General features: G+C 72.8%; 24 protein-coding genes. 5 read left to right on the top strand and 19 right to left on the bottom strand.

Translation table 11 applies throughout. From position 1 onward, the window contains the following. Positions 1 to 2: 2 nt before the first annotated feature. Genes AB0C12_RS40705 through pyrR form a run of 3 tightly spaced genes read right to left on the bottom strand, consistent with a single transcriptional unit; the run spans position 3 to position 2769 of the window. Entirely contained in the window at positions 3 to 1268 is a 1266-nt protein-coding gene (locus AB0C12_RS40705) for a dihydroorotase (RefSeq protein WP_360556192.1), read from the bottom strand. Next, positions 1265 to 2188, bottom strand: coding sequence for an aspartate carbamoyltransferase catalytic subunit (locus tag AB0C12_RS40700; RefSeq protein WP_360556191.1), 924 nt, complete (start codon positions 2186 to 2188; stop codon positions 1265 to 1267). Before AB0C12_RS40700 ends, AB0C12_RS40705 begins: the two co-directional genes overlap by 4 nt. Continuing rightward, positions 2185 to 2769, bottom strand: a complete 585-nt coding sequence (pyrR, locus tag AB0C12_RS40695; RefSeq protein ID WP_360556190.1) for a bifunctional pyr operon transcriptional regulator/uracil phosphoribosyltransferase PyrR — start codon at positions 2767 to 2769, stop codon at positions 2185 to 2187. Before pyrR ends, AB0C12_RS40700 begins: the two co-directional genes overlap by 4 nt. A gap of 287 nt (positions 2770 to 3056) precedes the next feature. Here pyrR and AB0C12_RS40690 point away from each other — a divergent pair, with 287 nt between their 5' ends. Continuing rightward, positions 3057 to 3545, top strand: coding sequence for a transcriptional regulator (locus tag AB0C12_RS40690; RefSeq protein ID WP_015624001.1), 489 nt, complete (start codon positions 3057 to 3059; stop codon positions 3543 to 3545). Positions 3546 to 5105: 1560 nt separating this feature from the next. Here AB0C12_RS40690 and nusB read toward each other — a convergent pair. From nusB to aroB, 4 genes are all read right to left on the bottom strand, one after another. Beyond that, a complete protein-coding gene (gene nusB, locus AB0C12_RS40685) occupies positions 5106 to 5516 on the bottom strand; it encodes a transcription antitermination factor NusB (protein WP_212992722.1) in 411 nt (136 codons plus the stop codon). Between the two features lie 23 nt (positions 5517 to 5539). Next, positions 5540 to 6097 carry an elongation factor P gene (gene efp / locus AB0C12_RS40680; protein WP_212992656.1) on the bottom strand — a complete coding sequence of 186 codons (558 nt, stop codon included), beginning with the start codon at positions 6095 to 6097 and terminating at the stop codon, positions 5540 to 5542. A 91-nt stretch (positions 6098 to 6188) separates the two neighbouring features. Next, the gene (gene aroQ / locus AB0C12_RS40675) at positions 6189 to 6617 is read right to left on the bottom strand and encodes a type II 3-dehydroquinate dehydratase (protein ID WP_360556188.1); all 429 of its coding nucleotides are present in this window, start codon (positions 6615 to 6617) and stop codon (positions 6189 to 6191) included. After that, complete coding sequence (gene aroB, locus AB0C12_RS40670) at positions 6614 to 7690, bottom strand: 3-dehydroquinate synthase (RefSeq protein WP_360556187.1); 1077 nt, start codon at positions 7688 to 7690, stop codon at positions 6614 to 6616. Before aroB ends, aroQ begins: the two co-directional genes overlap by 4 nt. A 70-nt stretch (positions 7691 to 7760) precedes the next feature. On the opposite strand from aroB, the gene AB0C12_RS40665 reads away from it, so the two are divergent. Next, positions 7761 to 8465: a Clp protease N-terminal domain-containing protein gene (locus tag AB0C12_RS40665; protein WP_360556185.1), complete on the top strand. Its 705-nt coding sequence runs from the start codon at positions 7761 to 7763 to the stop codon at positions 8463 to 8465. Here the strand turns inward: AB0C12_RS40665 and AB0C12_RS40660 are convergent. Beyond that, positions 8462 to 9595 carry a YafY family protein gene (locus tag AB0C12_RS40660; RefSeq protein ID WP_360556183.1) on the bottom strand — a complete coding sequence of 378 codons (1134 nt, stop codon included), beginning with the start codon at positions 9593 to 9595 and terminating at the stop codon, positions 8462 to 8464. The genes AB0C12_RS40665 and AB0C12_RS40660 overlap by 4 nt on opposite strands. Positions 9596 to 9657: 62 nt before the next feature. Between AB0C12_RS40660 and AB0C12_RS40655 the strand changes: the two genes are divergently transcribed. Further along, entirely contained in the window at positions 9658 to 10359 is a 702-nt protein-coding gene (locus tag AB0C12_RS40655) for an alpha/beta fold hydrolase (RefSeq protein WP_360556182.1), read from the top strand. Here AB0C12_RS40655 and AB0C12_RS40650 read toward each other — a convergent pair. Beyond that, entirely contained in the window at positions 10330 to 10842 is a 513-nt protein-coding gene (locus AB0C12_RS40650; protein ID WP_360556180.1) for a shikimate kinase, read from the bottom strand. The two genes, AB0C12_RS40655 and AB0C12_RS40650, sit on opposite strands and share 30 nt — an antisense overlap. Continuing rightward, complete coding sequence (gene aroC, locus AB0C12_RS40645) at positions 10839 to 12017, bottom strand: chorismate synthase (protein ID WP_360556178.1); 1179 nt, start codon at positions 12015 to 12017, stop codon at positions 10839 to 10841. Before aroC ends, AB0C12_RS40650 begins: the two co-directional genes overlap by 4 nt. Positions 12018 to 12185: 168 nt before the next feature. On the opposite strand from aroC, the gene AB0C12_RS40640 reads away from it, so the two are divergent. Then, a complete protein-coding gene (locus AB0C12_RS40640) occupies positions 12186 to 13337 on the top strand; it encodes a multidrug effflux MFS transporter (RefSeq protein ID WP_360556355.1) in 1152 nt (383 codons plus the stop codon). A 5-nt stretch (positions 13338 to 13342) separates the two neighbouring features. Here the strand turns inward: AB0C12_RS40640 and AB0C12_RS40635 are convergent, their stop codons facing one another. The 7 genes from AB0C12_RS40635 to AB0C12_RS40605 form a co-directional block, all read right to left on the bottom strand. Further along, the gene (locus AB0C12_RS40635) at positions 13343 to 14236 is read right to left on the bottom strand and encodes a shikimate dehydrogenase (RefSeq protein ID WP_360556176.1); all 894 of its coding nucleotides are present in this window, start codon (positions 14234 to 14236) and stop codon (positions 13343 to 13345) included. A 21-nt stretch (positions 14237 to 14257) separates the two neighbouring features. Further along, a complete protein-coding gene (gene mltG / locus AB0C12_RS40630) occupies positions 14258 to 15454 on the bottom strand; it encodes an endolytic transglycosylase MltG (protein WP_360556174.1) in 1197 nt (398 codons plus the stop codon). Further along, the gene (ruvX, locus tag AB0C12_RS40625) at positions 15451 to 15912 is read right to left on the bottom strand and encodes a Holliday junction resolvase RuvX (RefSeq protein WP_360556172.1); all 462 of its coding nucleotides are present in this window, start codon (positions 15910 to 15912) and stop codon (positions 15451 to 15453) included. Before ruvX ends, mltG begins: the two co-directional genes overlap by 4 nt. A 16-nt stretch (positions 15913 to 15928) precedes the next feature. Continuing rightward, positions 15929 to 18613 carry an alanine--tRNA ligase gene (gene alaS / locus AB0C12_RS40620; RefSeq protein ID WP_360556170.1) on the bottom strand — a complete coding sequence of 895 codons (2685 nt, stop codon included), beginning with the start codon at positions 18611 to 18613 and terminating at the stop codon, positions 15929 to 15931. Then, complete coding sequence (locus AB0C12_RS40615; protein WP_212992667.1) at positions 18610 to 18903, bottom strand: hypothetical protein; 294 nt, start codon at positions 18901 to 18903, stop codon at positions 18610 to 18612. The genes alaS and AB0C12_RS40615 overlap by 4 nt, the downstream gene beginning before the upstream one ends. A gap of 39 nt (positions 18904 to 18942) precedes the next feature. Further along, positions 18943 to 19407, bottom strand: a complete 465-nt coding sequence (locus tag AB0C12_RS40610) for a DUF948 domain-containing protein (RefSeq protein ID WP_360556168.1) — start codon at positions 19405 to 19407, stop codon at positions 18943 to 18945. Between the two features lie 75 nt (positions 19408 to 19482). Then, complete coding sequence (locus AB0C12_RS40605) at positions 19483 to 20301, bottom strand: hypothetical protein (protein WP_360556166.1); 819 nt, start codon at positions 20299 to 20301, stop codon at positions 19483 to 19485. 489 nt (positions 20302 to 20790) lie between these two features. Between AB0C12_RS40605 and AB0C12_RS40600 the strand changes: the two genes are divergently transcribed. Further along, positions 20791 to 21756 (top strand): hypothetical protein, encoded by a 966-nt coding sequence (locus AB0C12_RS40600; protein WP_360556164.1) that lies wholly within the window; start codon positions 20791 to 20793, stop codon positions 21754 to 21756. A gap of 2366 nt (positions 21757 to 24122) precedes the next feature. Here the strand turns inward: AB0C12_RS40600 and AB0C12_RS40595 are convergent. Both AB0C12_RS40595 and AB0C12_RS40590 read right to left on the bottom strand, forming a co-directional pair. Continuing rightward, positions 24123 to 25661 carry an AAA family ATPase gene (locus AB0C12_RS40595; RefSeq protein ID WP_360556162.1) on the bottom strand — a complete coding sequence of 513 codons (1539 nt, stop codon included), beginning with the start codon at positions 25659 to 25661 and terminating at the stop codon, positions 24123 to 24125. Positions 25662 to 25736: 75 nt separating this feature from the next. Next, complete coding sequence (locus AB0C12_RS40590) at positions 25737 to 25955, bottom strand: hypothetical protein (RefSeq protein WP_360556161.1); 219 nt, start codon at positions 25953 to 25955, stop codon at positions 25737 to 25739. Between the last annotated feature and the right edge of the window lie 3 nt (positions 25956 to 25958).

Below are 25958 nucleotides of genomic sequence, written 5' to 3'. Positions count from 1 at the left end.
GTTCACTTGACGGCCTTCCCGTCCAGGACTGTCGGCTCTCCCCGGAGGAAGGTCGCGACGATGCGACCCGGCAGGGTGGTGCCCGCGTACGGTGTGTTGCGGCTGCGGCTCGCCAGCTCGGCCGGGTCGACGACCCGGCGGGCGGACGGGTCCACCAGCGTCAGGTTGGCCGGCGTGCCGGCCGCGAGGTCGGTGCCGTGCCCGGTGAGGCCGGCGATGCGGGCCGGGGCGCGGGACATGCGCTCGGCGATGAGCTCCCACTGCTCCCCGAGCACGGAGAGCACGACCGGCAGGGCCGTCTCGAGACCCACCATGCCCGGGCGGGCGTAGGCCCACTCACATTCTTTGTCCTCGACCGCGTGCGGCGCATGGTCGGTGGCCACGATGTCGATCACACCGTCGACCAGGGCCTGGCGCAGCGCGCGCACGTCGGCGGCGGTGCGCAGCGGCGGATTGACCTTGTAGACCGGGTCGTAGCTGGCGGCGAGCTCGTCGGTCAGCAGCAGGTGGTGCGGCGTGACCTCGGCGGTCACCCGTACGCCGCGGGCCTTGGCCTGGCGCAGCACCTCGACCGACCCGGCGGTGGAGACGTGGCAGACGTGCAGCCGGCTGCCGACGTGCTCGGCCAGCAGCACGTCGCGGGCGATGATGGCCTCCTCGGCCACCGCGGGCCAGCCGGTCAGCCCGAGCCGGGTGGAGACCTCACCCTCGTGCATCTGGGCACCCTCGGTCAGCCGCGGCTCCTCCGCGTGCTGGGCGATGATGCCGTCGAACGCCTTCACGTATTCCAGGGCGCGGCGCATCAGGCGCGGGTCGGCGACGCAGTGGCCGTCGTCGGAGAAGATCCGCACGCCGGCGGCCGAGGTGGCCATCGCGCCCAGCTCGGCCAGCTGCCGGCCGGCCAAGCCGACGGTGACCGCGCCGATCGGCTGGACGTCGACCAGGCCGGCCTCGCGGCCCAGCCGCCAGACCTGCTCGACGACGCCGGCGGTGTCCGCGACCGGCGAGGTGTTGGCCATCGCGAAGACCGCGGTGTAGCCGCCGAGGGCCGCGGCGCGCGAGCCGGTCTCGACCGTCTCGGCGTCCTCGCGGCCCGGCTCCCGCAGGTGGGTGTGCAGGTCGACCAGACCGGGCAGGGCGACCAGACCGGCGGCGTCGATGACCTCCGCGTCCGCGTCGGTCCCGGTGGCGATCACCCCGTCGCGGATCAGCAGGTCGGCCGGCGCGGCGCCGAGCAGGGAAACACCCTTGATCAGGTACGAGGTCATGCCTTGCCTCCGAGCAGCAGGTAGAGGACGGCCATCCGGGCGCTGACACCGTTGGCGACCTGTTCGACGATCGTGGAGCGGGAGGAGTCGGCCACCTCGGGCGCGATCTCCATGCCGCGGTTCATCGGTCCGGGGTGCATGACGATCGCGTGCTCCGGCAGCTTGCGCATCCGGGGCACGTCGAGGCCGTAACGCCGGCTGTACTCGCGGGCCGAGGGGAAGAAGGAGTCCTGCATCCGTTCGGTCTGCACCCGCAGCATCATCACCACGTCGGTGTCCGGCAGGACGCTGTCCAGGTCGTAGGAGACCTTGGTGGCCGGCTCCAGCGCGGCGGCGATGTCCACCGGGATCAGGGTCGGCGGCCCGACCAGGGTGACCTCGGCCCCCAGCGTGCTCAGCAGCAGCACGTTGGAACGGGCGACCCGGCTGTGCAGGACGTCACCGACGATCGTCACCCGCAGGCCGTCGATCCGGCCGAGCCGCGAGCGCATCGTGTACGCGTCCAGCAGCGCCTGGGTCGGGTGCTCGTGGGTGCCGTCCCCGGCATTGATCACCGAACCGTCCACCCAGGACGCCAGCCGGTGCGGCGCGCCGCTGGCCGGGTGCCGGATCACCACGGCGTCGGCGCCCATCGCCTGCAGGGTCAGCGCGGTGTCCTTGAGGCTCTCGCCCTTGGACACGCTGGAGCCCTTGGCCGAGAAATTGATCACATCGGCCGAGAGCCGCTTGGCCGCCGCCTCGAACGAGATCCGGGTGCGGGTGGAGTCCTCGTAGAAGAGGTTGACCACCGTACGGCCGCGCAGTGTCGGCAGCTTCTTGACCTCGCGGCCGGCCAGGGCGGCCATCTCGCCGGCGGTGTCCAGGATCAGGGTGGCGGTCTCGGCGTCCAGGTCGGCGGCCGAGCGCAGGTGCTTGATCATCGAGTCTCCTCCGAGCCGGAGAGCCGTACCTCGTCCACGCCGCCGTCGGTCTCGGCGAGCGAGACCCGCACGCTCTCCGACTGCGCGGTGGGGATGTTCTTGCCGACGTAGTCGGCGCGGATCGGCAGCTCCCGGTGGCCGCGGTCGACCAGCACGGCGAGCTGCACGGAGCTGGGCCGGCCGACGTCGTTGAGCGCGTCCAGCGCGGCCCGCACCGTGCGGCCGGAGAACAGCACGTCGTCGACCAGGATCACCCGGCGCCCGTCGATGCCGTCACCCGGGATCTCGGTCTTGCCGAGCGCGCGGGTGGCGTGCAGCCGCAGGTCGTCGCGGTAGAGCGTGATGTCGAGCGCGCCGACCGGCACGTCGATGCCCTCGAAGGCGTGGATGCGGGCGGCCAGCCGGCGGGCCAGCGGTACGCCCCGGGTGGGAATGCCCAGCAGCACGGTGCCGGTGGCGCCGGAGGTCTTCTCCAGGATCTGGTGCGCGATCCGGTCGACGACCCGGTGCAGGTCGGACCCGGAAAGGATGATCTTCGAAGTGCCCGGCTGGGCGGATGTGTCTGCGCGTGGGTATGCCACGGCGGACCTCCTTCCCCGCCTCACGGGACGGGTCGTTAAAGGACGTCGGTCAAGCAGGCCCGGGTAGGGGCCGCTTGATGGCTGACGCTACGTTACCAGTGAGCGCGGCGTTGACCATGGTGACGTGGCTGACCCGCCGACCAGACGGACGAATGCGGGCAACTCAGTCTCGGGCCCGGCGACTCCTCGGTCGACACTTGACCAGAGGTTGCAAACTCCGTACCGTCACGCAGCGTAGCGATCCGAGGAAGAACCCTCCGGGCCAGCACAGTACTGGGAGTGTCCGAATGCCGTCTGAGTACGCCAAGTCGTTGGGCGCCCGCCTGCGCTCCATCCGCCAGCAGCAGGGCCTGTCCCTGCAGGGCGTGGAAGAGAAGTCGAACGGCCGCTGGAAGGCCGTCGTCGTGGGTTCGTACGAGCGTGGCGACCGCGCCGTCACCGTGTCGCGCCTCGCCGAACTGGCCGACTTCTACCGCGTCCCCGTCTCGGAGCTGCTGCCCGACGGCAGTGGTGTCCGGCTCGAGGCCACCAACAAGATCGTGCTCGACCTGGAGAAGCTGTACGACGCCGCCGGCGAGGACCTGGCCTACGTCGCACGCTACGCCCGGGCCATACAGCAGCAGCGCGGTGACTACAACGGACGCGTCCTGTCGATCCGCGCGGACGACCTGCGCGCGCTCGCCATCGTGTACGACATCTCGCCATCCGGCCTCATCGAGCGCCTGACCGAGCAGGGTGTCCTGGTCGCCGACCCGCGGGCGTTCTTCGCCTCCTGATCGCCGCCGCCGAAGAGGGGTCCCGCCCACGCGGGCCCCCTCTTCGCGTCTTTCACCGGCCCGCTTTCACCACCGTGCCCTCCCGCGGGCCTTCCCGTCGAGCTCCCCGCCTGACCGTCCCGCGAGCCTGCCGCTGACCGTCGCGCCGGGCCCTCCCGCAGCGCTTTCGCCGCCGCGAACTCCCGCAGGCCGCCCCGCGGGCCCTCCCGCCGAGCTCTCCCGCCTGGTCCTCCCGCGAGCTCCCGCTGACCGTCGCGCCGGGCCCTCCCGCAGCGCTTTCACCGCCGCGAACTCCCGCAGGCCCCGCGGGCCCTCCCGCCGAGCTCCCCCGCCTGGCCCTCCCGCGAGCCTCCCGCTGACCGTCACGCCGGGCCCTCCCGCAGCGCTTTCACCGCCGCGAACTCCCGCAGGCCCCGCGGGCCCCTCCCGCCGAGCTCCCCCGCCTGACCCTCCCGCGAGCTCCCGCTGACCGTCACGCCAGGCCCTCCCGCAGCGCTTTCACCGCCGCGCTTTCACCGCCGCACTCTCCCGCTGGCCGTCCCGCGGTCCTCCCGCCGGGCGCTCCCGCCGGGCGCTCCCGCCGGGCGCTCCCGCCGGGTTCTCACGCCGGGTTCTCACGCCGGTCCGGCCTGCTCGCTCGGTCACCGCGCGGGTAACCCTGCCGGTCAGCTTCAGCCCTGGTGACCTCACCCAAAGCGATCAACGCGGCCGCGACACCAGGTGGGAGATACGCAGCGTTGCCGACCCAGCCGCCATCACCGCGATCTTGATCACAATCTTGCGTGTGGCCGCTCCACACGGAAGCCGGCATGGCACGACCGAACCCGGTCACCAGCGGTGCCGCACCGGTCACCACCCGCTCGCCCATCAGAACCCGCTCAGTCAGATCGGTCCTGGTCAATGGCACCCCCGGACGATATCGCTCTTGTCGAAACACGCCCGTCAGCGGGCATCCATCCCGTGACCGCGGGTGACCGAATCACCCGCAGGAAGATCCTCAGCGCAGCGCGCGGCTGACCTTCGCGCGCAGCGCGGAAGCACAACCACTCACGCACACGACAAGGAGCGCAGCGCACGATTGACCATCGCACGCAGCGCGGAAGCACAACCACTCACGCACACGGCAAGGAGCGCAGCGCACGATTGACCATCGCACGCAGCGCGGAAGCACAACCACTCACGCACACGGCAAGGAGCGCAGCGCACGATTGACCCTCGCACGCAGCGCGGAAGCACAACCACTCACGCACACGGCAGGGAGCGCAGCGCACGATTGACCCTCGCACGCAGCGCGGAAGCACAACTATTTATGCACACGGCAGGGAGCGCAGCGCGCGGCTGACCCTCGCGCGCAGCGCGGAAGCGCAACCACTCACGCACATGGCAGGGAGCGCAGCGACCGGTCTCGGCGGGAGCGACGGTCAGCACCATGCAACCAGGCACGACCAGCCCTTGACCTCGATCCTGATCTTGACCTTGACCCCGACCCGATTCCGACGGCAAGACGGCAAGACGGCAAGACGGCCCGGACCAAATGGCCCGGGCCGTCGCGAAACAAACCTATCTGCTGGCGAACTCGGCGATGCGTCCCAGCAGCCCGTTGAGGAAACGCGGGCTGTCGTCCGTGGACATCTGCTTGGCCAGCTCGACCGCCTCGGAGATTGCCACCGGGTCGTCGATCTCGCCCACGTAGAGCAGCTCGAAGACCGCGATGCGGGCGAGGTTGCGGTCCACCACCGGCATGCGGTCGATGGTCCAGCCCTCGGCGTAGCTGGCGATCAGCTCGTCGATCCGGTCGAGGTTCTTCGCTACGCCCTCGACCAGGCTGACCGTGTAGTCCAGGTGGTCGGGGCGGGGCTTTTCGATGCGGTCCAGGTAGGTGACCAGGACCTGCGCCGGGGGCAGATCGCGCAGGTCGGCCTCGTAGAGGACGTCCAGCGCCCGCTTGCGCGCCTTGCGGCGCGCCGGCATCTGGGTCTTGGGGCCCTCGGCCATCAGCTACGGCCGAGGTAACGGCCGTCGCGGGTGTCGACCTTGATCTTCTCACCGGTGGTGATGAAGAGCGGGACGTTGACCGTCGCGCCGGTCTCGACGGTGGCGGGCTTGGTGCCGCCGGTGGAGCGGTCACCCTGCAGGCCGGGCTCGGTGTAGGTCACCTCGAGGAACACGCTGGTCGGCAGCTCGATGTAGAGCGGCACGCCCTCGTGCGTGGCGACGGTGGCCTCGGCCTCGGGGAGCAGGTAGTTCGCGTTGTCGCCGACGGTGGGGCCGGGCACGGTGATCTGCTCGAAGGTGTCCAGGTCCATGAAGACGAAGTCCTCACCGTCCTGGTAGAGGTACTGCATCGTGCGCTTGTCCACGGTCGCGGTCTCGACCCGGGTGCCGGCGTTGAACGTCTTGTCAACGACCTTGCCGGAGAGGACGTTCTTGAGCGTGGTGCGCACGAACGCCCCGCCCTTGCCCGGCTTGACGTGCTGGAACTCGACGACGGCCCAGAGGGCGCCTTCGAGGTTGAGCACGAGGCCGTTCTTCAGGTCGTTGGTGGAAGCCATGTCCTGCCTTGGTCTTTGAAAGCGATGGTCTGGAAAGCGTGCAGGTGACCGAGCGAGTTTACCGGCGTGAGTCGTGAACAGGCGAATCGGGTCAGCGGCGGCCGGCGAGGTGCCGCAGCGCGAGGCGGTAACCGTCGACACCGAGGCCCGCGATCACCCCGGTGGCGACCGCCGAGACGACCGAGTGGTGCCGGAACTGCTCGCGGGCGTGGATGTTGCTGATGTGCACCTCGACCAGCGGGGCGCGCAGCATCGCGCAGGCGTCGCGGACCGCGTACGAGTAGTGCGACCAGGCACCCGGGTTGAGCACCACCGGGGCCTCCTCGTCGGCGGCGGCGTGCAGCCAGGCCAGCATCTCGTGCTCGGCGTCGGTCTGCCGCACCTCGACGTCCAGGCCGAGCTCCCGGCCCTCCTGCTGGCACAGCTTCACCAGGTCGGCGTACGAGGTGACGCCGTAGACGTCGACCTGGCGGCGGCCGAGCCGGCCCAGGTTCGGCCCGTTCAGGACGTACGTCTTCACGCGGACACCGCCCGGTAGGCCTCGGCCAGGGTCTGCTCGGAAGGACCGGTGAGGATGCCCGGCCGCGCCAGGCCGTCGAGCACGACGAAGCGCAGGGTGTCGGCCCGGGTCTTCTTGTCGACGCGCATGGCGGCGAGCAGGTCGGGCCAGGCCGCGGCCGGATAGCCGACCGGCAGTCCGAGCAGGGTCAGCACCGCCCGGTGGCGGGCCGCGGTGGCGTCGTCCAGCCGGCCGGACAGCCGGGACAGCTCCCCCGCGTAGATCAGGCCGACGGCGACCGCGTGGCCGTGCTTCCAGGCGTAGTGCTCGTGCTTCTCGATCGCGTGGGCCAGCGTGTGACCGTAGTTGAGGATCTCCCGGAGCCCGGACTCGCGCAGGTCGTTGCCGACCACGTGCGCCTTGACCCGGATCGCCCGCTCGACCAGCTCCCGCAGCACGGCACTGCGCGGGTCGGCGGCCGCGGCCGGGTCACCCTCGATGAGGTCGAGGATCACCGGGTCGGCGATGAAACCGCACTTGGCCACCTCGGCGAGCCCGGCGATCAGGTCGTCGGCGGGCAGCGTGTCGAGCACGTCGAGATCGCAGAGCACCCCGGCGGGCGGGTGGAAGGCACCGACCAGGTTCTTGCCCGCGGCGGTGTTGACGCCGGTCTTGCCACCGACGGCCGCGTCGACCATGCCGAGCAGCGAGGTGGAGACCGGCACCCAGCGGACGCCGCGCAGCCAGCTCGCGGCGACGAAACCGGCCAGGTCGGTCACCGCGCCGCCACCGATGCCGAGGACGACGTCGGTGCGGGTGAAGCCGGCCGCGCCGAGCTCGTCCCAGCAGCGCGCGGCCACGTCGATCGACTTGCCGGCCTCGGCGTCGGGCACCTCGATCGGCAGCGGCCGGATGCCGGCCGCGGACAGGGCGTCGGCGACCGCGGCCGCCCGCTCCTTGAGCGGCGGAGCATAGAGAACGGCCGCGCGCACAGCGCCGCCGACCAGGCCGGGCAGGGCGTCGAACAACCCCCGGCCGACGAGTACGTCGTAGGGCCGTTCACCGGGCACAGGGATTCGCGTCACGTCGTCCATCAGCGCCGATCCTAGTGCGCGCGACATGGGGTTATAGACAGGTAACCCCATCACGGGTTACATCTAGGTCATGCCGAAAATCAACGTCTACCTGCCCGACGAACTGGCCGACGCCGTGCGCGAGTCCGGCCTGCCCGTGTCCGCGATCTGCCAGCGAGCCCTGGAGGAGGCGGTCCGGCGGATCACCGTGATCCGGCAGACCGCCCTCGGCGATCTCGACGCCGGTCAGCTCGCGGCCACCCTGCCCTCCTTCACCCCCCGGGCGATCACCGTGCTCTCCCTGGCGATCAACGCCGCCCGCGACGCCGGCTCGCCCAACGTCGGCACCGGCCACCTGCTTCGCGCCATGATCACCGAAGGGGAGAACCTGGCGCTGCGGCTGCTCCGGGCGATGGAGATCGAGCCCGCGACCCTGTCGTGGGCCGAGCAGGACGAGCCGGGCGGCGGGCCGGGGCTGCGCTACAGCACGCCGGCCGCGAACGCGCTGGAGATGCTGGTCGCTGAGGCGACTGCCCTCGGGCACAACTACGTGGGGTGCGAGCATCTGCTCATCGGCCTCGCGGCCGAGCCGGACGGGATCGCCGGGCGGACGCTTCGGGCGGCGGGCGCCGACGCCCGGACCGTGCGGCGGACGGTGTCGGCCGCCCTGAGCGGCTACGCCCATCTGCGGGCGACCAAGCCGCCGGTCGGACCGGAAGAGCTCACTTCGGTGGTACGCCAGGAGCTGCGTCCACTGATTCAGCGGGTCGAGGCGCTCGAGGCCCGGCTGGGCTAGCGGGCGGCGTAGCGGACGAGTTGTGCGGCGTGCTCGGCGAGAGCGGTCCGCAGCTCATCCGGCCGGACCACCGTGAACGGCCAGCCCAGCCCGGCGAGCATCTGTGCCATCCCGGGCAGGCTCTGCGCCCGGCAGCTCAGCCGCACCCCGTCGGCGACCTCGGTGACATCCGCGATGGCGGCGGGGATCCGGCGGCGCACCTGGGCGACGTCGGCCTCGATCAGCACCTCGACCTCCCACTTCCAGGGCAGCCCGGCCCACTGCCGGGTGACGTGCGCGACGGCGTCGAAGTTCGGCGGCGCCTCGAAGTCCTCGCCGGTGGGCACGGCGGCGGCGATCCGGTCGAGCCGGAACGACCGGATCTCGTCGGTGCGGTGGTCGTGGGCGACGAGATACCAGCGCCCACTGTGGAAGACCAGACCGTAGGGATCAACCTGCCGCCGGCTGACCCGCGGCGCGGTCCCGGCCTCGCCCGCATCCGCTGTCGGCCCGTCCGGCTCGGTCACTGATCCCGCGCCACCCGCGGTGACCGCTCGTGACCCGGCCGCGGCCGCCGGTGCGTCGACCGTCGGGCCCGGGGCGTCCGACGCGTCGTCGGTGGTCGGGCGGTGGCGGGGTGTGCGGTAGGTGAGCGCGAGCCGCTGCTGCGAGCGAGTCGCCGTCCCCAGCGTCAGCAACAGATCAGCGGCCGACGGCGTAGCGCCGTAGCGCGGCGCGGCATCCGGCTCACGGCGGCGCATGGTCAGGCCCAGACTCGCCCGCAGGGCCGCCAGCCGGTCTCCCAACGCCGCCGGAAGGATCCGGGTGATCTTCGCTTCGGCGGCGGCACTGGCCGGGGCGTCCGTCGCCAACCCGAGACTGTCGGCCGCCACCAGGCCCAGCACCACGGCCACCGCTTCGTCGTCGGTGAGCATCAGCGGTGGCAGCTTGAACCCGGGCAGGAGCCGATAGCCCCCGTACCGGCCGCGTTCCGCCGTCACCGGGATACCCAGTTCGGCGAGGGTGCCCGCGTACCGGCGGACCGTACGCTCATCCACCGCGAGCCGGGCCGCCAGCTCGGCCCCGCGGATGCTGCGGTGGGCCTGGAGCAGCTCCAGCATGGCCAGGACGCGTGAGGCGGGGTGCGGCATGCCGAAGATTCTCCACCCCATACCGGACCGGAATCGTCCGGTATCCGGTTTAGCGTGAGGGCATGACGACATACGTTCTGGTTTCCGGTCTCTGGCTCGGCGGATGGGCCTGGCACGACGTGACGGCGGCGCTGCGCGGCGGCGGGCACGAGGTCTTCCCGCTGACGTTGACCGGCGTCGCCGACCGCTCCCATCTGCTCGGTCCCGGCGTCGATCTGGACACCCACACCGAGGACATCGTCCGGCTGGTCGAGACCGAGGATCTGCGGGACGTGGTGCTGGTCGGGCACAGCTACGGCGGGATGCCGGTGAGCGCCGCGGCGCTGCGGTTGCGGGAGCGGATCGCCCGGGTGGTCTATGTGGACAGCGGGCCGTTGCCGGAGGGCACCACCCAGCAGTCGATGTCCGGGGAGCCGGCCGGCCCGGGTGACGCGGTGCCGCCCCGCGAGTGGGACGCCGACGCCGACCCGGTGCTGCTGGCCGGGCTGGACGAGGCGGCGCTGGCGCTGCTGCGTACGCGGAGCACACCGCATCCCCGCGCTTCGGTGGAGCAGCCGCTCGGCGCCCGGGCCACCTCCCGGGAGCTGCCGACCACGCTGGTCGCCTGCACGTTCCCGGAGGACCAGATCAAGGAGATGATGGCCGCCGGCCATCCGTTCTTCGCCGGCCTCACCGAGGCCGAGGTCGTGATGCTGCCCACCGGCCACTGGCCGATGCTCAGCGAGCCCGGCGCGCTAGCGCGGATTCTTGAGCAGCGCGGCTAGCTCGGCAGTGATCTCCTCGGCAGTGCGCGCATCGGTCGCGATCGTGTGGGTCGCCACCGACGCGTAGAGCGGGCGGCGCTGCTCCATCAGGTATTTGAGGGTCGCCCGCGGGTTCACGGACAGCAGCGGGCGGCCCGCGCCGAGCCCGACCCGCTTGACCGCGTCGGACAGCTCCACCGACAGGAACACCACGGTGTGCTCCCGCAGCGACTCGCGGGTGCCCTCGTGCAGGATCGCGCCACCGCCGAGGGCGAGCACGCCGGGGAACGAGCCGAGCGCCTCGGCGATCGTCTCGCGTTCCAGCGCCCGGAAGGCGTCCTCGCCGTCGTCGAAGAAGATCTCCGGGATCGGCTTGCCGGCGCGCTGCTCGATCAGGTGGTCGGTGTCGGCGAAGTCCACGCCGAGCAGCGCGGCCACCGCCTGCCCGATCGTGGTCTTGCCCGCGCCCGGCGGACCGACGATCACCGCGACCGGTGCGGTCACCGGATCAGCAGACTGTCGAGGTAGCCGGCCAGGTTGCGGCGGATCTCGGCGACCGAGTCGCCGCCGAACTTCTCCGTCGCGGCCTCGGCCAGCACCAGCGCGACCATCGCCTCGGCGACCACCGCGCCGGCCGGCACCGCGCACACGTCGGACCGCTGGTTGATCGCCGTGGTGGCCTCGCCGGTGACCACGTCGACCGTCTGCAGGGCGCGGTTCAGCGAGGAGATCGGCTTCAGCGCGGCCCGGACCCGCAGGTTCTCGCCGTTGGTGATGCCGCCCTCCAGGCCGCCGGCCCGGTCGGTGATCCGCTTGACGCCGTCCGCGGTCGGGATGATCTCGTCGTGCGCGACCGAGCCGCGCGAGCGGGCCTGGGTGAAGCCGTCGCCGATCTCCACGCCCTTGACGGACTGGATGGACATCAGGGCGGTGGCCAGCCGGGCGTCCAGCTTGCGGTCCCACTGCACATGCGACCCCAGACCCGGGGGTACGGCCCAGGCCAGCACCTCCACGATGCCACCGAGGGTGTCCGCGTCCTTCTTCGCCGCGTCGACCTCGGCCACCATCCGGGCGCTGGCCTCCGGGTCGAGGCAGCGCAGCGGGTCGGCGTCGATCCGGGCCGCGTCCTCCGGCGTGGGGATCAGGCCGGCCTTGGCCGCGACCGAGCCGAGCTCGATCACGTGCGAGACGATGTCGATGCCCAGCGCCTGCTTGACCAGTGCCTTGGCGACCACGCCGACGGCCACCCGGGCCGCGGTCTCGCGCGCGCTGGCGCGTTCCAGGATCGGCCGGGCGTCGGTGTGGCCGTACTTCTGCATGCCGGCCAGGTCGGCGTGGCCGGGCCGGGGCCGGGTCAGCGGCGCGTTGCGGGCCTGGGCGGCGAGCTCGTCGGGGTCGACCGGGTCGGCGGCCATCACGGTGCGCCACTTGGGCCACTCGGAGTTGCCGATCCGGATCGCGACCGGGCTGCCGAGCGTGACCCCGTGGCGGATGCCGCCGATGATCTCGATCTCGTCCTGCTCGAACGCCATCCGCGCGCCCCGGCCGTAGCCGAGACGGCGGCGCGCGAGGTCGCGGCCGATGTCCTCGCTCGTCACCCGCACACCGGCGGGCACCCCTTCGAGAAGGGCGACGAGCGCCGGGCCGTGGGATTCACCTGCGGTAAGCCAGCGCAACACGGGTCACAGTCTGGCACGCGGTCGTCGCAGGCCGCCGCGCCGGGCAGTCCCCGTCCCGCCTGCCGGACCGGGGACCGGCAGCAGAGCTATCGTCCGGTGGTGTCGTCCCAGCCCACCACGCCGGTCGCCCGGCCCGTCCCGGCCGTGCACGGGCCCCTGCTCGTCGTCATGCTCGGGCTCATCACCGCGATCGGTCCGCTGTCGCTGGACATGTATCTGCCCGCGTTCCCGGCGCTGTCGCGGGACCTCGGGGTGGCCGACGCGCAGGTGCAGCTGTCGCTGACCACGTGCCTGATCGGGCTCGCGGTCGGGCAGCTGGTCTGCGGCCCGCTCAGCGACCGCTGGGGGCGGCGCCGGCCGCTGATCATCGGCGTCGGCGCGTACGCGATCTTCTCGTTCCTCTGCGCGCTCGCCCCGACCGCGCCGGTCCTGGCCGGGGTCCGCCTGGCCGAGGGCATCGCGGGCGGCGTCGGCGTGGTGGTGGCCCGGGCGATCGTGCGGGACCTGTACGCCGGGGTCGCCGCCGCGAAGTTCTTCTCCCGGCTGACGCTGATCTTCGGCGTGGCCCCGATCGCCGCGCCGAGCCTGGGCAGCGCCGTGCTGAAGGTGACCTCGTGGCACGGCATCTTCGTCGCCCTCGGCATCATCGCGACGCTGCTCACGGCCCTGGTCGTCTGGCGCATGCCGGAAACGCTGCCACCGGAACGCCGCAGCCCTGGCGGCCTGGCCGACACGGCCCGTACGGCCCGCACCCTGTTCGCGGACCGGTTCTACCTCGGGTACGCGCTGGCCCAGGCGTTCGCGTTCGCCGCCCTGTTCAGCTACATCTCCGGCTCGTCGTTCGTCCTGCAGGACGGCTACGGCGTCTCCCCCACGGTGTTCAGCCTGCTGTTCGGTCTGAACGCCTGCGGCCTGATCGTGCTGAGCCAGGCCAACGGGCGGCTGCTGGACCGGTTCGCGCCCCGCCGGCTGCTGCTGGTGTCGCTGGTGGCGCAGGTGACGGCCGGCGGCATCGTGCTGGCCGCGGCGCTGCTGGGCAGCCTGGCCGCGTTGATCGTGGGGCTGTTCGTGCTGGTCGGCACGATCGGCATGGTCACCCCGAACGGGACCGCGCTGGCCCTGGACCGGCACCCGGAACGCGCCGGGACGGCGGCCGCGCTGCTCGGCGGCGTCCAGTCGGTGATCGCGGCGGTGGCCGCGCCGCTGGTCGGCTTCGGCGAGCCCGGCCGGGGCATGCCGATGGCGCTGGCGATCGTCAGCTTCGCGCTGGTGGCGCTGCTCTCGGTGCTGACGCTGACCTGGTCACGACGGGCGGCCTGAGCGGCTCAGCCGACGGCCGACGCCGCCGTCAGGGCCGCCCGCATCGCCGCCTCCGGCGCGGGGTGCACGCCGGTGAACTGCTCGAACTGGCCCAGCGCCTGCGCCAGCAGCAGATCGAGGCCGGACACCACCGGGACCCCGTGGTCGGCCGCCGCGGCCGCCAGCGGGGTCGGCCACGGGTCGTAGATCGCGTCGAACAGCACCGTGCCGGGCCGCCACTTCACGGCGGTCGCCAGCGCGTCGGCCGCGCCCTTGGGCACGGTCGAGATCACGGCGTCGGCGTCGAAGGCGGCCGGGGCGTCGGCCCACTCCACGCCGGTGATGGTCACACCCAGGGCGGCCGCAGCCGGTGCCAGCTCGTCGCGGGCTTCGGGACGCCGGGTCACCACGGTGACGTCGGTGGCCCCGAGCTGCGCCGCGGCGGCCAGGGCGGCCCGGGCCGTGCCACCGCCGCCGAGCACCGTCACGCTGGGGCCGGACACGTGGCCCGGGGGGACGCCCGCGTCGCTGGGCGCCGTGACGCTCGGGCCGTGGGCGAGACCCGCGTCGCCGAGCACCCGGACCATGCCCGGGACGTCGGTGTTGTCGGCGAACCAGGTGCCGTCGGGACGCCGTACCAGGGTGTTGGCCGCACCGATCGCGGTCGCGACCGGCGACGCCGCCGCGGCCAGCGTCAGCGCGACCTCCTTGAGCGGCATGGTCAGCGACAGCCCGGCCCATTCCGGGCCGAGACCGGCCACCAGGCCGGGCAGCTCGGCCTCGGCGCACTCGATCGCCGTGTACGTCCAGGTCAGCAGACCGGCGGCAGCGAAGCCGGCAGTGTGGATGACCGGGGACAGGGAGTGCCCGATCGGTTTCCCGCAGACAGCGGCCTTCCGGGCGCGCTCAGTGGATTGCACAGGCACAGATTAGGGGACCCGTCAGAGGACGCCGTTCTTCTTGGCGGTCTCGATGTTCTTCTCGTGCTGCGGGTAGCTGTTGGTGAACGCCGAGTGGCCCTGCTTGTCGATCGCCACGAAGTACAGCCAGTTGCCCTTCGGCGGCGCGAGGGCACCCTGCAGCGCGGCCTTGCCGGGGTTGTTGATCGGCGTCGGCGTGAGCCCGTCCTTGCCGTGCAGGCGGTACGGGTTCTTCGTGTCGAACAGCTCTTTGTCGGTCATCTTGCCGGACGACTTCGTCGGCCTGCCGGTGAGCTGGTAGTAGTAGTTGATCCCGACGTCGAACTCCAGGCACTTGCAGTGGAAATCGTCGCCGTAGAGCCGGTTGTAGGCCACCCGGGCGACCTTGCCGAGGTCCTCGGCGTTGCCGGCCTCGGCCTGGGCCAGCGAGGCCACCGTCAGCACCTCGTACGGGCTGATGTTGCGCTGGGTCTCGGCCTGCTTGACGAAGTCCACCTCGTTGGCGACGTTCATGAAGTGCTCGACCATGAGCGTCAGATACTCCGCCGCGGTGCCCTTCGGGGGGAACTCGTAGGTGTCCGGGAACAGGAAGCCCTCGATCGACTTCGTCTTCTTCTGCCCGTCGGTGCGGTTGAACCAGAACGCCGGGACGCCGAGCGCCTCCGGGTCCTTGGCGGCGTTCTTGAAATCGGCCACCTTGACCCCGGTCGCCTTGGCCAGGATCTCGTAGACCTGGTTGGCGGTCTTGCCCTCGGGGATGGTGATGCCGTTGGTGACCCGGCTCTTGGGATCGAGCATCAGGGTCACGGCCTGCTCGGCCGCCATCTGCTTGCGCAGGTTGTACGTGCCGGACTGGATGTTCTTGCCCTTGGGATTGGCATCGGCGGCCTCGGTGAAGGCGGCTGTGCTCTTGACCACATCGGCGTCGTACAGCACGTTGCCGATCTCGGTCAGCGACGCGTCCTTGGGGATCTTGACCTGCACCGGGTCGGTGCCGGGGCCGTCGTAGTCGGCCGCCGTGAAGAAACCCTTGATCTTCGAGTAGCCCAGGTATCCGCCGACGCCGAGCACGCCCAGCAGGATGAACACCATGAGGAAGGCGACCGCGGACTTACCGCCCTTGCCGCCGCCGCCCTTCGAACCGCGGAACCCCCGCCGGTGGCGCGGTCTGCCCTTCTCCGCCTGTTCGTCGAACGCCAGGTCCAGCTCGTCGATCATCTCGTCTGCCTCCGCTGCGCGTCCAGCCAGCTCTGCAGGATCTCCACCGCGGCCGCCTGATCGACGACCGCCCGTTGCCGCTTGCCCCGTACGCCACGTTCGGCCAGCCTACGGGTTGCGACCACGGTCGACATCCTCTCGTCCGCCAGGACGATCGGAACAGACCCTACCGCCCGTTCCAGTCGACCAGCGTACGCACGTATGTCGATGGCGGCAGGCCCCTCCTCGCCGTTGAGGCGCACGGGGAGGCCCACCACGATCTGCACCACCTCGTGCTCCCCCACGAGGCGGACGAGCTGAGCAATGTCGCCGGGGACGGCGTCGGGCGCCGCACCCATGTCACGGGGCACCGTGACCAGGGGGGTGGCCAGGATCCCGTCAGGGTCACTGAGTGCGACCCCGACGCGGACCTTACCCACATCCACACCCAGCCGCCTACCCCGTGGCAACGGCAACATGTCGACGGCCTCCCTCTCAGGCGGCCTCGCCGACCGCCTTCTCCACCGCTGCGAGCAAGACATTCACCTGGTCAGCGGGCACTCCGCCGCCCTGGGCGAGGTCGGCGTTGCCGCCGCCCCGGCCGGAGAGCGCGCCCTTGACCAGATCCGCCGCGGACAGACCACGACTCTTCGCCGTGGCGTTGATCGCTACGATGAGTGACGCCTTGCCGTTGGACCGGGCCGCGACCGCGACCACCGCCGGACGACCGGCGTCGATCTTGCCGCGGATCTCCTGGGCCAGGGTACGCACGTCGTTGGTCGCCGCACCCTCGGGTGCCTCGGTCCCGACGTACGCCACGCCCCGCAGGTCACGGGCCTGCGCCGCCAGCGCACCGGCCCCACCGAGCACCAGCTGCGCGCGCATCTTCTCGAGCTCCTTCTCGGCGTCGCGCAGGGCCGTCACGGTCTGCTCGACCCGGTCGGCGACCTGGTCGCCGGGCACCCGGAACAGCTCCGCGAGCCGCGCGACGAGCAGGTGCTCCTTGGCCAGGAAGCCGAACGCGTCGATGCCGACGAGCGCCTCGACCCGGCGGACGCCGGAACCGATCGACGACTCGTTGAGGATCTTCACCAGGCCGAGCTGACCCGAGCGGGCCACGTGCGTACCGCCGCAGAGTTCACGCGCGTAGTCGCCGACTTCAACCACCCGGACCTCGTCGCCGTACTTCTCCCCGAACAGGGCCATCGCGCCGAGCCGGCGCGCCTCCTCCTGCGAGGTGACGAACGCATGGACTTCCAGGTCGCGCAGCAGCACCTCGTTGACCTGCTGCTCGACGTCGTGCAGCACCGCGGGCGAGACGGCCCCCGGGGTGTTGAAGTCGAAGCGCAGCCGGCCGGGCGCGTTCAGCGAACCCGCCTGGGTCGCCGACTCGCCGAGGAACGCCCGCATGGTCTGGTGGATCAGGTGCGTCGCCGTGTGCGACCGCGAGATCGCCTTGCGGCGGGTCACGTCGATCTCGGCGAAGCCCGCCTCGCCCGCGCGCACCTCACCGCGGACGACCCGGGCCTTGTGCACGATCAGGCCGGGCAGCGGCTGCTGCACGTCGACGACCTCGACCTGCCCGCCGCCGACGTTGATCAGGCCGGTGTCGGCCTGCTGGCCGCCGCCCTCGGCGTAGAACGGCGTGGTGTCGAGCACCAGCTCGACGTAGTCACCCTCATTCGCCGCCGCGACACTGGCGCCGCCGTCGCCGAGCAGCGCGCGCACCCGCGACTCCCGGGAGACCTCCGCGTAGCCGGTGAACTGCACCGGTCCGCCGTTCTCGAGCACCGTGCGGTACGCCGACAGGTCCGCGTGGCCCGTCTTGCGCGCGGCCGCGTCCGCCTTCGCGCGGGACCGCTGGTCGGCCATCAACCGGCGGAAGCCGTCCTGGTCGACGTCGAGCCCCTGCTCGGCGGCGATCTCCAGGGTCAGGTCGATCGGGAAGCCGTACGTGTCGTGCAGCTGGAACGCCTGCGCGCCGCTGAGCTTCGCGCCGCCGGACCTCTTGGTGTCGGTGATCGCCGTGTCGAGGATGGTCGTGCCCGCGCGCAGCGTGGACAGGAACGCCTCCTCCTCCGCGTACGCGTACGTGGAGATCCGGCCGAACTCCTCCGCCAGCTCCGGGTACGACGGCGCCATGCAGTCGCGCGCCACCGGCAGCAGCTCGGGGAACGTGGCCCCCTGCCAGCCGAGCAGGCGCATGGCCCGGATCGCCCGGCGCATGATGCGGCGCAGCACGTAACCGCGGCCCTCGTTGGACGGGGTGACCCCGTCGCCGATCAGCATCAGCGCGGTACGGACGTGGTCGGCGATCACGCGCAGCCGGACGTCGTCGGGGTGCGACAGGCCGGCCTCGTGACCGGAGTGCGCGCCGTACACCTTGCCGGACAGCTCCGCCGCCCGCGCGAGGATCGGCTTGACCTCGTCGATCTCGTACAGGTTGTCGACGCCCTGCAGGATCGACGCGACCCGCTCCAGCCCCATGCCGGTGTCGATGTTCTTCTTGGGGAGATCGCTGACGATCGTGAAGTTCTCCTTGCTCTTCACGTCGGTGATCTCGTACTGCATGAAGACGAGGTTCCAGTACTCCATGTACCGGTCCTCGTCGACCTCCGGGCCGCCTTCCTTGCCGTACTCGGGGCCGCGGTCGTAGAAGAGCTCGGAGCAGGTGCCGCCCGGGCCGGGGATGCCCATGTGCCACCAGTTGTCCTTCTTGCCCCGGCGCACGATCCGCTCGGCGGGCACACCGGTCGCGCGCCACATCTCGAACGCCTCGTCGTCGTCGAGGTAGACGGTCGGCCAGATGCGCTCCGGGTCCAGCCCGAAGCCACCCTTCTCGATCGGGTTGGTGGACAGCTCCCAGGCCAGCCGGATGGCCTCGGCCTTGAAGTAGTCACCGAAGGAGAAGTTGCCGTTCATCTGGAAGAACGTGCCGTGCCGGCTGGTCTTGCCGACCTCGTCGATGTCGGGCGTCCGGATGCACTTCTGCACGCTCACGGCCCGCTGGTACGGCGGGGTGCGCTGGCCGAGGAAGAACGGCACGAACTGGACCATGCCGGCGTTGATGAACAGCAGGTTCGGGTCGTCGATGGCCGGCAGCGGGGCACTCGGCACGACCGTGTGCCCGTTCGCCTCGAAGTGCGCCAGAAAGCGCCGCTTGATCTCCGCCGTCTTCATCGCTGGTCCTCACTCGCGTGCCGCCCCTGCGTGCCGTCACGCAGCTCGGCGAATTGGTCGTCGTAGAGCTCACCCGCGGCGAAGGCCTCGTGGATCTCCTGCTCGCGCTCGGCCATCCCCTCGCGGACGTCATCCACGAAGCTACGCAGCGACTCGACCAGACCGCCAGCGGATTGCGACAGGGAGGTGGCGATGCCGGTGGGGGTGAACTCGTTGGCCTTACGGGTGACCTTGCGCACGACGATGGCGCCGACGGCCAGGCCGACACCCAGCCAGAGCAGCCGCTTCATGGCGGTGTTCCTTCCGAGCTAGAAAAGCTGGTGAGATGGTCAGCGGGCCGCGCGGGCGGCCTTGCGGCGCTGCTTGAGGGAGGCGCGGACGTCGCGCTCGTCCTCGGCGTGCCGGCGGGCGGCGGCGGCCTTGCGCAGGCCGTAGCCGAACGACGCCACCTTGATCAACGGGTTCGCGGCGGCGGCGGACACGACGGTGGCGAGGTTGGCCACGCTGGCCGTGACGTTCTGGGCGTGCTCGGTCATGGTGTCGACCTTGGCGAGCTGCACGTTGACACCGTCCAAAGAGACCTGGACCTGGCCCAGCGCGGTGTTCACGTTGCTCACCGTGTCGGTGACGTTGCCGAGCAGCGGCCCGGTCCGGTCGTTGAGGTCGTTGATCGCCTGGGTGGCGGCGTCGACCGTGTGGCGCAGCTTGAGAATCGGGACGGCGAGCACCAGCACGAGCATCAAAAACGCGCCCGCCGCGATCAGGCCTGCGATTTCTCCGGCGGTAACGTCCATCTACGCGTCTCCTCTACTGACGTGCCCCACAGTGTGACAACGTGCAGACCCTACCGTCAGTGACCGGTGGACGCTTCACGACGCCGTCGGTGTCGGCTCCAGCAGAGGATCAGGCGTGAGAACAGGGTCGGGCGTCTCGCCGATCAAGGAGGGATCCACGGCCGGCTGCGGCTTGCCCCGCTGGTCGGTGACGGCGTTCTGCACCTTGATGCTCACGGTCGAACCGGTGCACTTGTCCGGGTCGGGAGTGGGCACCAGCCCGTCCGGCCCGACGGAAGGCTGAGTGGCCGGATCCTGCGCGGCGACGGCGTCGACAGCGCACTCGGGCAGCCGTACCCACAGGTCCAGAGTGAACTCGTCCCTGGTCCAGCAGGTGTACTTGCCGGAGGTGGTGGGCTGATCGGAGCACTCGCCGCTGCGAACCTTCCAGCCGGCCTGAGTCAGCGCGGTGGCGTAGGCCCTGTCGGTCTCCTCGAACGGCCGCTCGGACTGCGCCGTCCGCTCCCGGAACCGGCAGTCGAAGAAACACCAGATGCTGCCGCTGGTCCGGTCCTCGACCTGCTTGTCGGCCCAGGTGGGCACGCTGAGCGCATCGAGGGAGTTGAACACGGGGTCACGCGTCGCGGACCGGATCCCGAACAGCAGCGGAAGCAGCCCGAGCACCACGACGCTGAGCGTGACCAGGGTGATGACCCGCAGCCGCCGCTCGGTGCGCAGCCGGGTGCGCAGCTCGGCACCCTTACCGAGCAGACCACCGGGAGACTCACGCTCGTCGTCGGCCGAGCTGTCACCCGCATCGGGTACGGGCCCAGCGCCGACAACCGCAACCCGTCCGGGCGGAGTGACGGTGCCGGTGCCCCGCCCCGCCGCGGCGACCTGTCCGGTCCCCCGCACGGGTGAAACCTCAGCCTTGCCCCGCCCGGGCACCTCAGCAGCGCCTCGGCCCGGCACCTCAGCAGCGCCACGACCGGGTACCCCTGCTGCGCCGCGGCCGGTCACCTCAGCGGTGCCACGGCCTGGAACCTCGGCAGCTCCTCGGCTGGGAAGGTCGCCGCGCACCTCGGCGGCGCCGCGACCGGGTACTGCGGCGGCTCCATGTCCGGGGGCGCCCGGGGCGCCGCGGTCCGGCAAGTCAGATGTAGGCCGGATCGGCACTTCGCCGGTGCCGCGGCCACGGGGTGCGTCTACGGCGGCCCGGCCCGGCAGGACCTCCGCGGCGCCCCGGCTCTGCGGAAGCTCAGGAGTGCCGCGACCCGGCGTCGCCGAGCCCGTGGCGCGACCCGGCGTTGCCGGGCCTGCGCCGTGGCCCGGCGTGACCGCGCCGGAGCCGTGGCCGGCGGAGACCGGGCCGGAGCCGTGGCCGGCGGAGACCGGGCCGGAGCCGTGGCCGGACGCGACCGCGCCGGAGCCGTGGCCGGACGTGACCGGGCCGGTGCCGTGGCCTGGTGTGACCGGGCCGGACGTGACCGGGCCGGAGCCGTGGCCGGACGTGACCGGGCCGGAGCCGTGGCCGGACGTGACCGGGCCGGAGCCGTGGCCGGACGTGACCGGGCCGGTGGCGCGGCCGGGCGTCACCGGGCTTGCGCCGCGGCCCGGAGTAATGGGTCCCTGGCCCGGGGGCACGGCGGCGGCGCCGCGGCCGGGCAGCACCGGGCCGGTCCCCCGCGCGGGGCGGCCGGGGTCGTCCAGGCTGGCCGGGCGCGCGCCCGTGCCGGTGTGCTCGTCGCCGTGCGGCCCGGCGAGGCCGCTCGGCTGTCCGAGGCCGCCGGGCTGTCCAGCGCCGGGACGGTCACCTGGCCGACCCGCGCCGCCGAGACGACCCGAGGCGCCGGCCTGACCCGGACCGCCGGCTCGACCCGGACCGCCGAACTGCCCCTGACCGCCGGGCTGGCCCGTGATGCCGGGCTGACCGGAACCCCCGGGCAGACCGGAACCCCCGGGCTGGCCGGGACCCCCGGGCTGACCCGGACGGCTGGGCTGTCGGGGCCCGCCGGGCTGGTCAGGGGCGCCGGGCAGGCCGCTGGGCAGGCCCGGACCGGAAAGACCGTGCGATGGGCCGCCCGGTGCCGGGCTGCCGGGTCGGATGGGCAGCCCGCTCGGTTCGGCGGGGCTCACCGGGCTGCTCGGGTTGCGACCCGGACGCCCTGGGGCGTTCGGCTGCTGACCAGGTCCGCCGGGACCAGGCGCCGCACGACCCGGGCCGCGCACGACCCCGGCGCTGCGCTGGCCGCTCTCGACCGGGCCGGAGAAGGCTCCGGGGCCGCCCGGTCGGCCGGGACCAGTCGGCTGCCCGGGAGCACCGGCGAGGCCGCTCGGCTGCTGGTCGGGCGCGACACGGCCGCCGGGTGAGCGGCCGGGCACAGCACGACCGGCACCCGGCTGACCGGGAGCCGGCGGCTGGACACGCCCGGGCACCGGCGGGCGGGTGCCCTGGCCTGGTCCAGGTCGTCCGGCACCGGGCTGCGCACGCCCACCCGCTGCGGTTCCCGGCGTACCTCGGCCGGGCTGACCGGCAGCCGGCGACCCGGGAGCCGGCGCACCGGGCACCGGCGGGCCGCCTCCGGGCTGGCCGGGAACCGGACGCTGACCGGGCCGGGGAACCCGCCCGGTGCCGCGGCCCGCCGCACGGGCAGCCGCCTCACCGGCGCGGGCGATCTGTCCGGTGGTACCGATCACACCGGACGTGCTCCCGGCCATCGCTCCGGCGCGACCGGGAACGGCCGGGGTGCGCACGCCTTCGCGGCCGGGCACGACGGGCGGTACGACCGCCGACGCGCGGACCGGCCCCGTGGTCGAACCGGGTCCGCCACGGCCGGTAGGGGCGGGGGCGCCGCGCCGGCCGATCGGTCCTGTCCCAGGGTCGTCGTCAGGGTCCGGGGCGCCGTGCTGGCCACCGGCGCGGCCGGTCGTCGGCATCGCGCCGGTGTGGTGGCCCAGACGGTCGCCGGACTGCTGCCCGGGGTCGGGGCGGCCGTGGCGGCCGCCGCCGTCAGCGGGGTTGGCGTCCGGCCGGGCGTGGGCGGCCGAGCCGGCGTTGCGCGCGCCGAAGGAATGGCCGTCGGCACCGGGCACCGCGGAGACCGGGCGGCTCGATCCGCCGGTCTGCGGGCCGGCTCGGCCGCCGGTGGCGAAGCCGCTGACCTCGTCGGGCGCGGCGTGGCCTCCGCGAGCGGGACCGGTCTGCTCCGGCGGGGCATACCCCCCGCGGGCAGGACCCGGCTGGTCGGGGGCGGCGTGACTGGCGCGACCAGGACCGAACCCTTCCGGCGCGGCGTGACCGCCCCGGGCCGGCACATCCGGCTCATCGGCGCGGGCCCGCCGGCCCCGCGACACGAAGCCCGACTGGTCCCCACCGGGCACGAAACCCGGCTGGTCGGGCTGTCCCGGATCCGCCGGACGGCCGCCGGGATCCTGGTGCCGGGCAGCGCGGCTGGCGGGCGACACCGGCCCACCGGGCAACGGCCCGGCCGCGGCCGGCGGCGGCCCAGCAGCACGACTGCCACCCGCCACCGGCCCACCGGCAGCAGGGGGCACGGCGGCACGACGACCACCAGCAGGCGGCCCACCAGCCGGAGCACCACCAGCAGGCGGCACCGCAGCACGACGACCACCGGCAGGCGGCCCACCGGCAGGCCCGCCGGCGACAGGCGGCACCGCAGCACGCCGACCACCGGCAGGCGGCCCACCGGCAGGCCCATCAGCGACAGGCGGCACCGCGGCACGACGACCACCGGCGGGCGGCACAGCCGGCGATCCGGTGGACCCGGGCGTAGCGGGCCAGCCCGGCGGCGTGGCCGGCGAGGTCGGACGAACACCGGGCACCGCCGGAGCGTTGCCCGAAGCCGGCACGGCCGAGGTGGGACTGACCGCCGGGAACGAGCCGGACGGGTTCGGATCGATCCGGCCGCTCAGCTGCCCCGCGTCCATCTGCCGACGCCCGTGACCGGGAGCCGGCACAGCGCCGGGCTCGGGAGCCGTGGGAACCCCGCGCCGCCCGGGCGGGCGGATGCCGGGCTCGCTGCGATCGATCGGGGCGTGCCGTCCGGTGGTCTCACCAGGAGCGCTGCCGTGGCGTGCGCCGGGCGGGCCCTGGCCCGGGGCACCCTGCCCTGGCGCGGCCGGCCAACCACCGGTCGAGTGCTCACCGGACGGGGCCTGCCAACCACCGGTCGAGTGCTCACCCGACCCCGCCGGCCACGCCGGCGGCTGGTCGCCGCGGGCCGGGGAGGCCGGTGCGGCCGGAGTGCCGTATGCCGGACCGGACCTGGGCCCGGCCGGCGATCCCGGCACCACCGGAGAACGCGGACCAGCCGGAACAGACCCGGCACCAGGACGGGCAGCGGGAACAGAACCAGCACCGGGAGCGGTGCGAGGACCCGAGCGGGGCGCCGCCGGCGACCCCGGAGCAGCAGCGGAACGCGGACCAGCCGGGGACATCGGCGCCGCCGGGAACGGGGAATCGTCCGCCGGATCGTCCGGTCCGGGCGCCCGCCGGCCGCTCTTGCTGGTGCGGCCCTCCCCCGCCGATGTGCCGGGGCCGATGGCCGAGCGGTCCTCCTTGGCGCTGCGCAGGTCGTCGAGCCAGCCGGTCTCCTCGCGGGGCACCTCGACGGGCTCGACCGGCTCCGGCCGGCCGCGGCCGAACAGGCGGCGGCTACGGCCGGCCTGTTCGCGCTGGTCGGCGTCGTCGTCGGGCCTCTCGGCACCGCGCCTGCTCACGGCTGGTCCTCTCCGGCGGCCGGGCCGCTGTCGTTCGCCTTCGGCCCGTCGCCGGACGGGCCGTTCGAGCTGCCCGCGCCGGGTGGCGTGGGCCGGGGGTCCGCGCCGGGTGGCGTGGGCCGGGGGTCCGCGCCGGGTGGCGTGGGCCGGGCGTCCGCGGCCGGGCCGCGGACGATTCTGCGAAGGCGGGGCAGCCGCTCGCCGACTGCGCGTTCCGCGCCGTGGTCGGTCGGGCGGTAGTAGTCCGCGCCGATCAGATCATCCGGCACATACTGCTGCCTAACAACACCCTTGGGGTCGTCGTGTGGATACCGGTAGCCCTTGCCGTGACCAAGGCCACGTGAGCCCGGGTAGTGCGCGTCGCGCAGGGCCGGAGGGACGGCGCCGCCACGGCCGGCCCGGACGTCGGCCAGGGCCTCGCCCAGGGCGGTGGTCACGGCGTTCGATTTCGGGGCCGTGGCCAGGTGGACCACGGCCTGGGCCAGGTTGAGCTGGGCTTCCGGCAGGCCGACGGACTGCACCGCCTGGGCCGCGGCCGTCGCGATCAGCAGCGCCTGGGGATCGGCCATGCCGACGTCCTCGCTGGCGAAGATGACGATGCGCCGGGCGATGAACCGCGGGTCCTCGCCGGCGACCAGCATCCGGGCCAGCCAGTGCAGGGCGGCGTCCGGGTCGGAGCCGCGCATGCTCTTGATGAACGCGCTGATCACGTCGTAGTGGGCGTCGCCGTCGCGGTCGTAGCGGACCGCGGCCACGTCGACGGCCTGTTCGGCAGTGGCCAGGTCTATCTCGGTGGCGCCCTGGGCCGCGGCGGAACCGGCCGCGGCCTCCAACGCCGTCAACGCCTTGCGGACGTCGCCGCCGGCCAGCCGTACCAGATGCTCCTCGGCCTCGTCGGTGAGCGTGACCGCGCCGCCCAGGCCGCGGGGGTCGGTGACCGCGCGGCGGACGAGCCGGCGCACGTCCTCGTCGCCCAGCGCCTGGAGGGTGAGCAGCACGCAGCGGGACAGCAGCGGGGAGATGACCGAGAAGTACGGATTTTCGGTGGTGGCCGCGAGCAGGGTCACCGTGCGGTCCTCGACCGCGGCGAGCAGGGAGTCCTGCTGGGTCTTGCTGAAGCGGTGCACCTCGTCGATGAACAGCACTGTCGGCGGGCCGCCGGCGCGGCGTTCCCGGCGGGCGGTGTCGATGACCGCGCGCACGTCCTTGACCCCGGCGGTCAGCGCCGACATGGCCACGAACTTGCGGTCGGTGGCCCCGGCGACGAGGTGGGCGATGGTGGTCTTGCCGGTGCCGGGCGGGCCCCACAGGATGACCGACATCGGCGTGGTGCCGGTGACGAGCTGGCGCAGCGGGGCGCCGGGGGCGAGCAGATGCTGCTGGCCGACGAGCTCGTCGATGCTCGCCGGGCGCATCCGGACCGGCAGCGGAGAGTCCTCGGACCAGGCGGTGAAGCCGGCGGACGCCGCACCGGCCGGTGACGCGGTGCGGACACCACCCGGCTCGGTCAGCGGAAAGAGTCCGTCGAATTCCATCGGCAACGACAGTACCGGCCCGCCCTCGTGTGCCGGAAATGCACCGAAGGCGGGCCGTATGCCGAAATCAGTGGATCAGCCGCGGCCGGGGCGACGGCCGTAGAACCGGCGGCCGCTGCTGCCGCTGCCGGAGCGCGGGCCGCTGCCCACCCCGGCCAGGTACAGCGAGAGCAGGAGGAGACCCAGCGAGGCCATGGTCGAGAAGTTGAACAGGTCGGGAGCGCCGAGGTTGGTGTCGAAGAGATCGAGCAGCAGCCAGATGCCGAAGACGATCGCGGCGGCGATAGCAAGCATGGG

The sequence above is a fragment of the Actinoplanes sp. NPDC048967 genome (assembly GCF_040649415.1).
Classification (GTDB): Bacteria; Actinomycetota; Actinomycetes; order Mycobacteriales; family Micromonosporaceae; genus Actinoplanes.
Note: the sequence above shows the minus strand (reverse complement) of the source record. Positions and strands in the feature narration are given on the sequence as shown.

What these genes read in the sequence shown, in the direction of transcription:
- AB0C12_RS40705 (WP_360556192.1), bottom strand. Translation starts at nt 1,268, where the DNA reads ATGACCTCGTACCTGATCAAGGGTGTTTCCCTGCTCGGCGCCGCGCCG.
- AB0C12_RS40700 (WP_360556191.1), bottom strand. Translation starts at nt 2,188, where the DNA reads ATGATCAAGCACCTGCGCTCGGCCGCCGACCTGGACGCCGAGACCGCC.
- AB0C12_RS40690 (WP_015624001.1), top strand. Translation starts at nt 3,057, where the DNA reads ATGCCGTCTGAGTACGCCAAGTCGTTGGGCGCCCGCCTGCGCTCCATC.
- nusB (WP_212992722.1), bottom strand. Translation starts at nt 5,516, where the DNA reads ATGCCGGCGCGCCGCAAGGCGCGCAAGCGGGCGCTGGACGTCCTCTAC.
- efp (WP_212992656.1), bottom strand. Translation starts at nt 6,097, where the DNA reads ATGGCTTCCACCAACGACCTGAAGAACGGCCTCGTGCTCAACCTCGAA.
- aroB (WP_360556187.1), bottom strand. Translation starts at nt 7,690, where the DNA reads ATGGACGACGTGACGCGAATCCCTGTGCCCGGTGAACGGCCCTACGAC.
- AB0C12_RS40665 (WP_360556185.1), top strand. Translation starts at nt 7,761, where the DNA reads ATGCCGAAAATCAACGTCTACCTGCCCGACGAACTGGCCGACGCCGTG.
- AB0C12_RS40660 (WP_360556183.1), bottom strand. Translation starts at nt 9,595, where the DNA reads ATGCCGCACCCCGCCTCACGCGTCCTGGCCATGCTGGAGCTGCTCCAG.
- AB0C12_RS40655 (WP_360556182.1), top strand. Translation starts at nt 9,658, where the DNA reads ATGACGACATACGTTCTGGTTTCCGGTCTCTGGCTCGGCGGATGGGCC.
- AB0C12_RS40640 (WP_360556355.1), top strand. Translation starts at nt 12,186, where the DNA reads ATGCTCGGGCTCATCACCGCGATCGGTCCGCTGTCGCTGGACATGTAT.
- mltG (WP_360556174.1), bottom strand. Translation starts at nt 15,454, where the DNA reads ATGATCGACGAGCTGGACCTGGCGTTCGACGAACAGGCGGAGAAGGGC.
- ruvX (WP_360556172.1), bottom strand. Translation starts at nt 15,912, where the DNA reads ATGTTGCCGTTGCCACGGGGTAGGCGGCTGGGTGTGGATGTGGGTAAG.
- alaS (WP_360556170.1), bottom strand. Translation starts at nt 18,613, where the DNA reads ATGAAGACGGCGGAGATCAAGCGGCGCTTTCTGGCGCACTTCGAGGCG.
- AB0C12_RS40615 (WP_212992667.1), bottom strand. Translation starts at nt 18,903, where the DNA reads ATGAAGCGGCTGCTCTGGCTGGGTGTCGGCCTGGCCGTCGGCGCCATC.
- AB0C12_RS40610 (WP_360556168.1), bottom strand. Translation starts at nt 19,407, where the DNA reads ATGGACGTTACCGCCGGAGAAATCGCAGGCCTGATCGCGGCGGGCGCG.
- AB0C12_RS40595 (WP_360556162.1), bottom strand. Translation starts at nt 25,661, where the DNA reads ATGGAATTCGACGGACTCTTTCCGCTGACCGAGCCGGGTGGTGTCCGC.
- AB0C12_RS40590 (WP_360556161.1), bottom strand. Translation starts at nt 25,955, where the DNA reads ATGCTTGCTATCGCCGCCGCGATCGTCTTCGGCATCTGGCTGCTGCTC.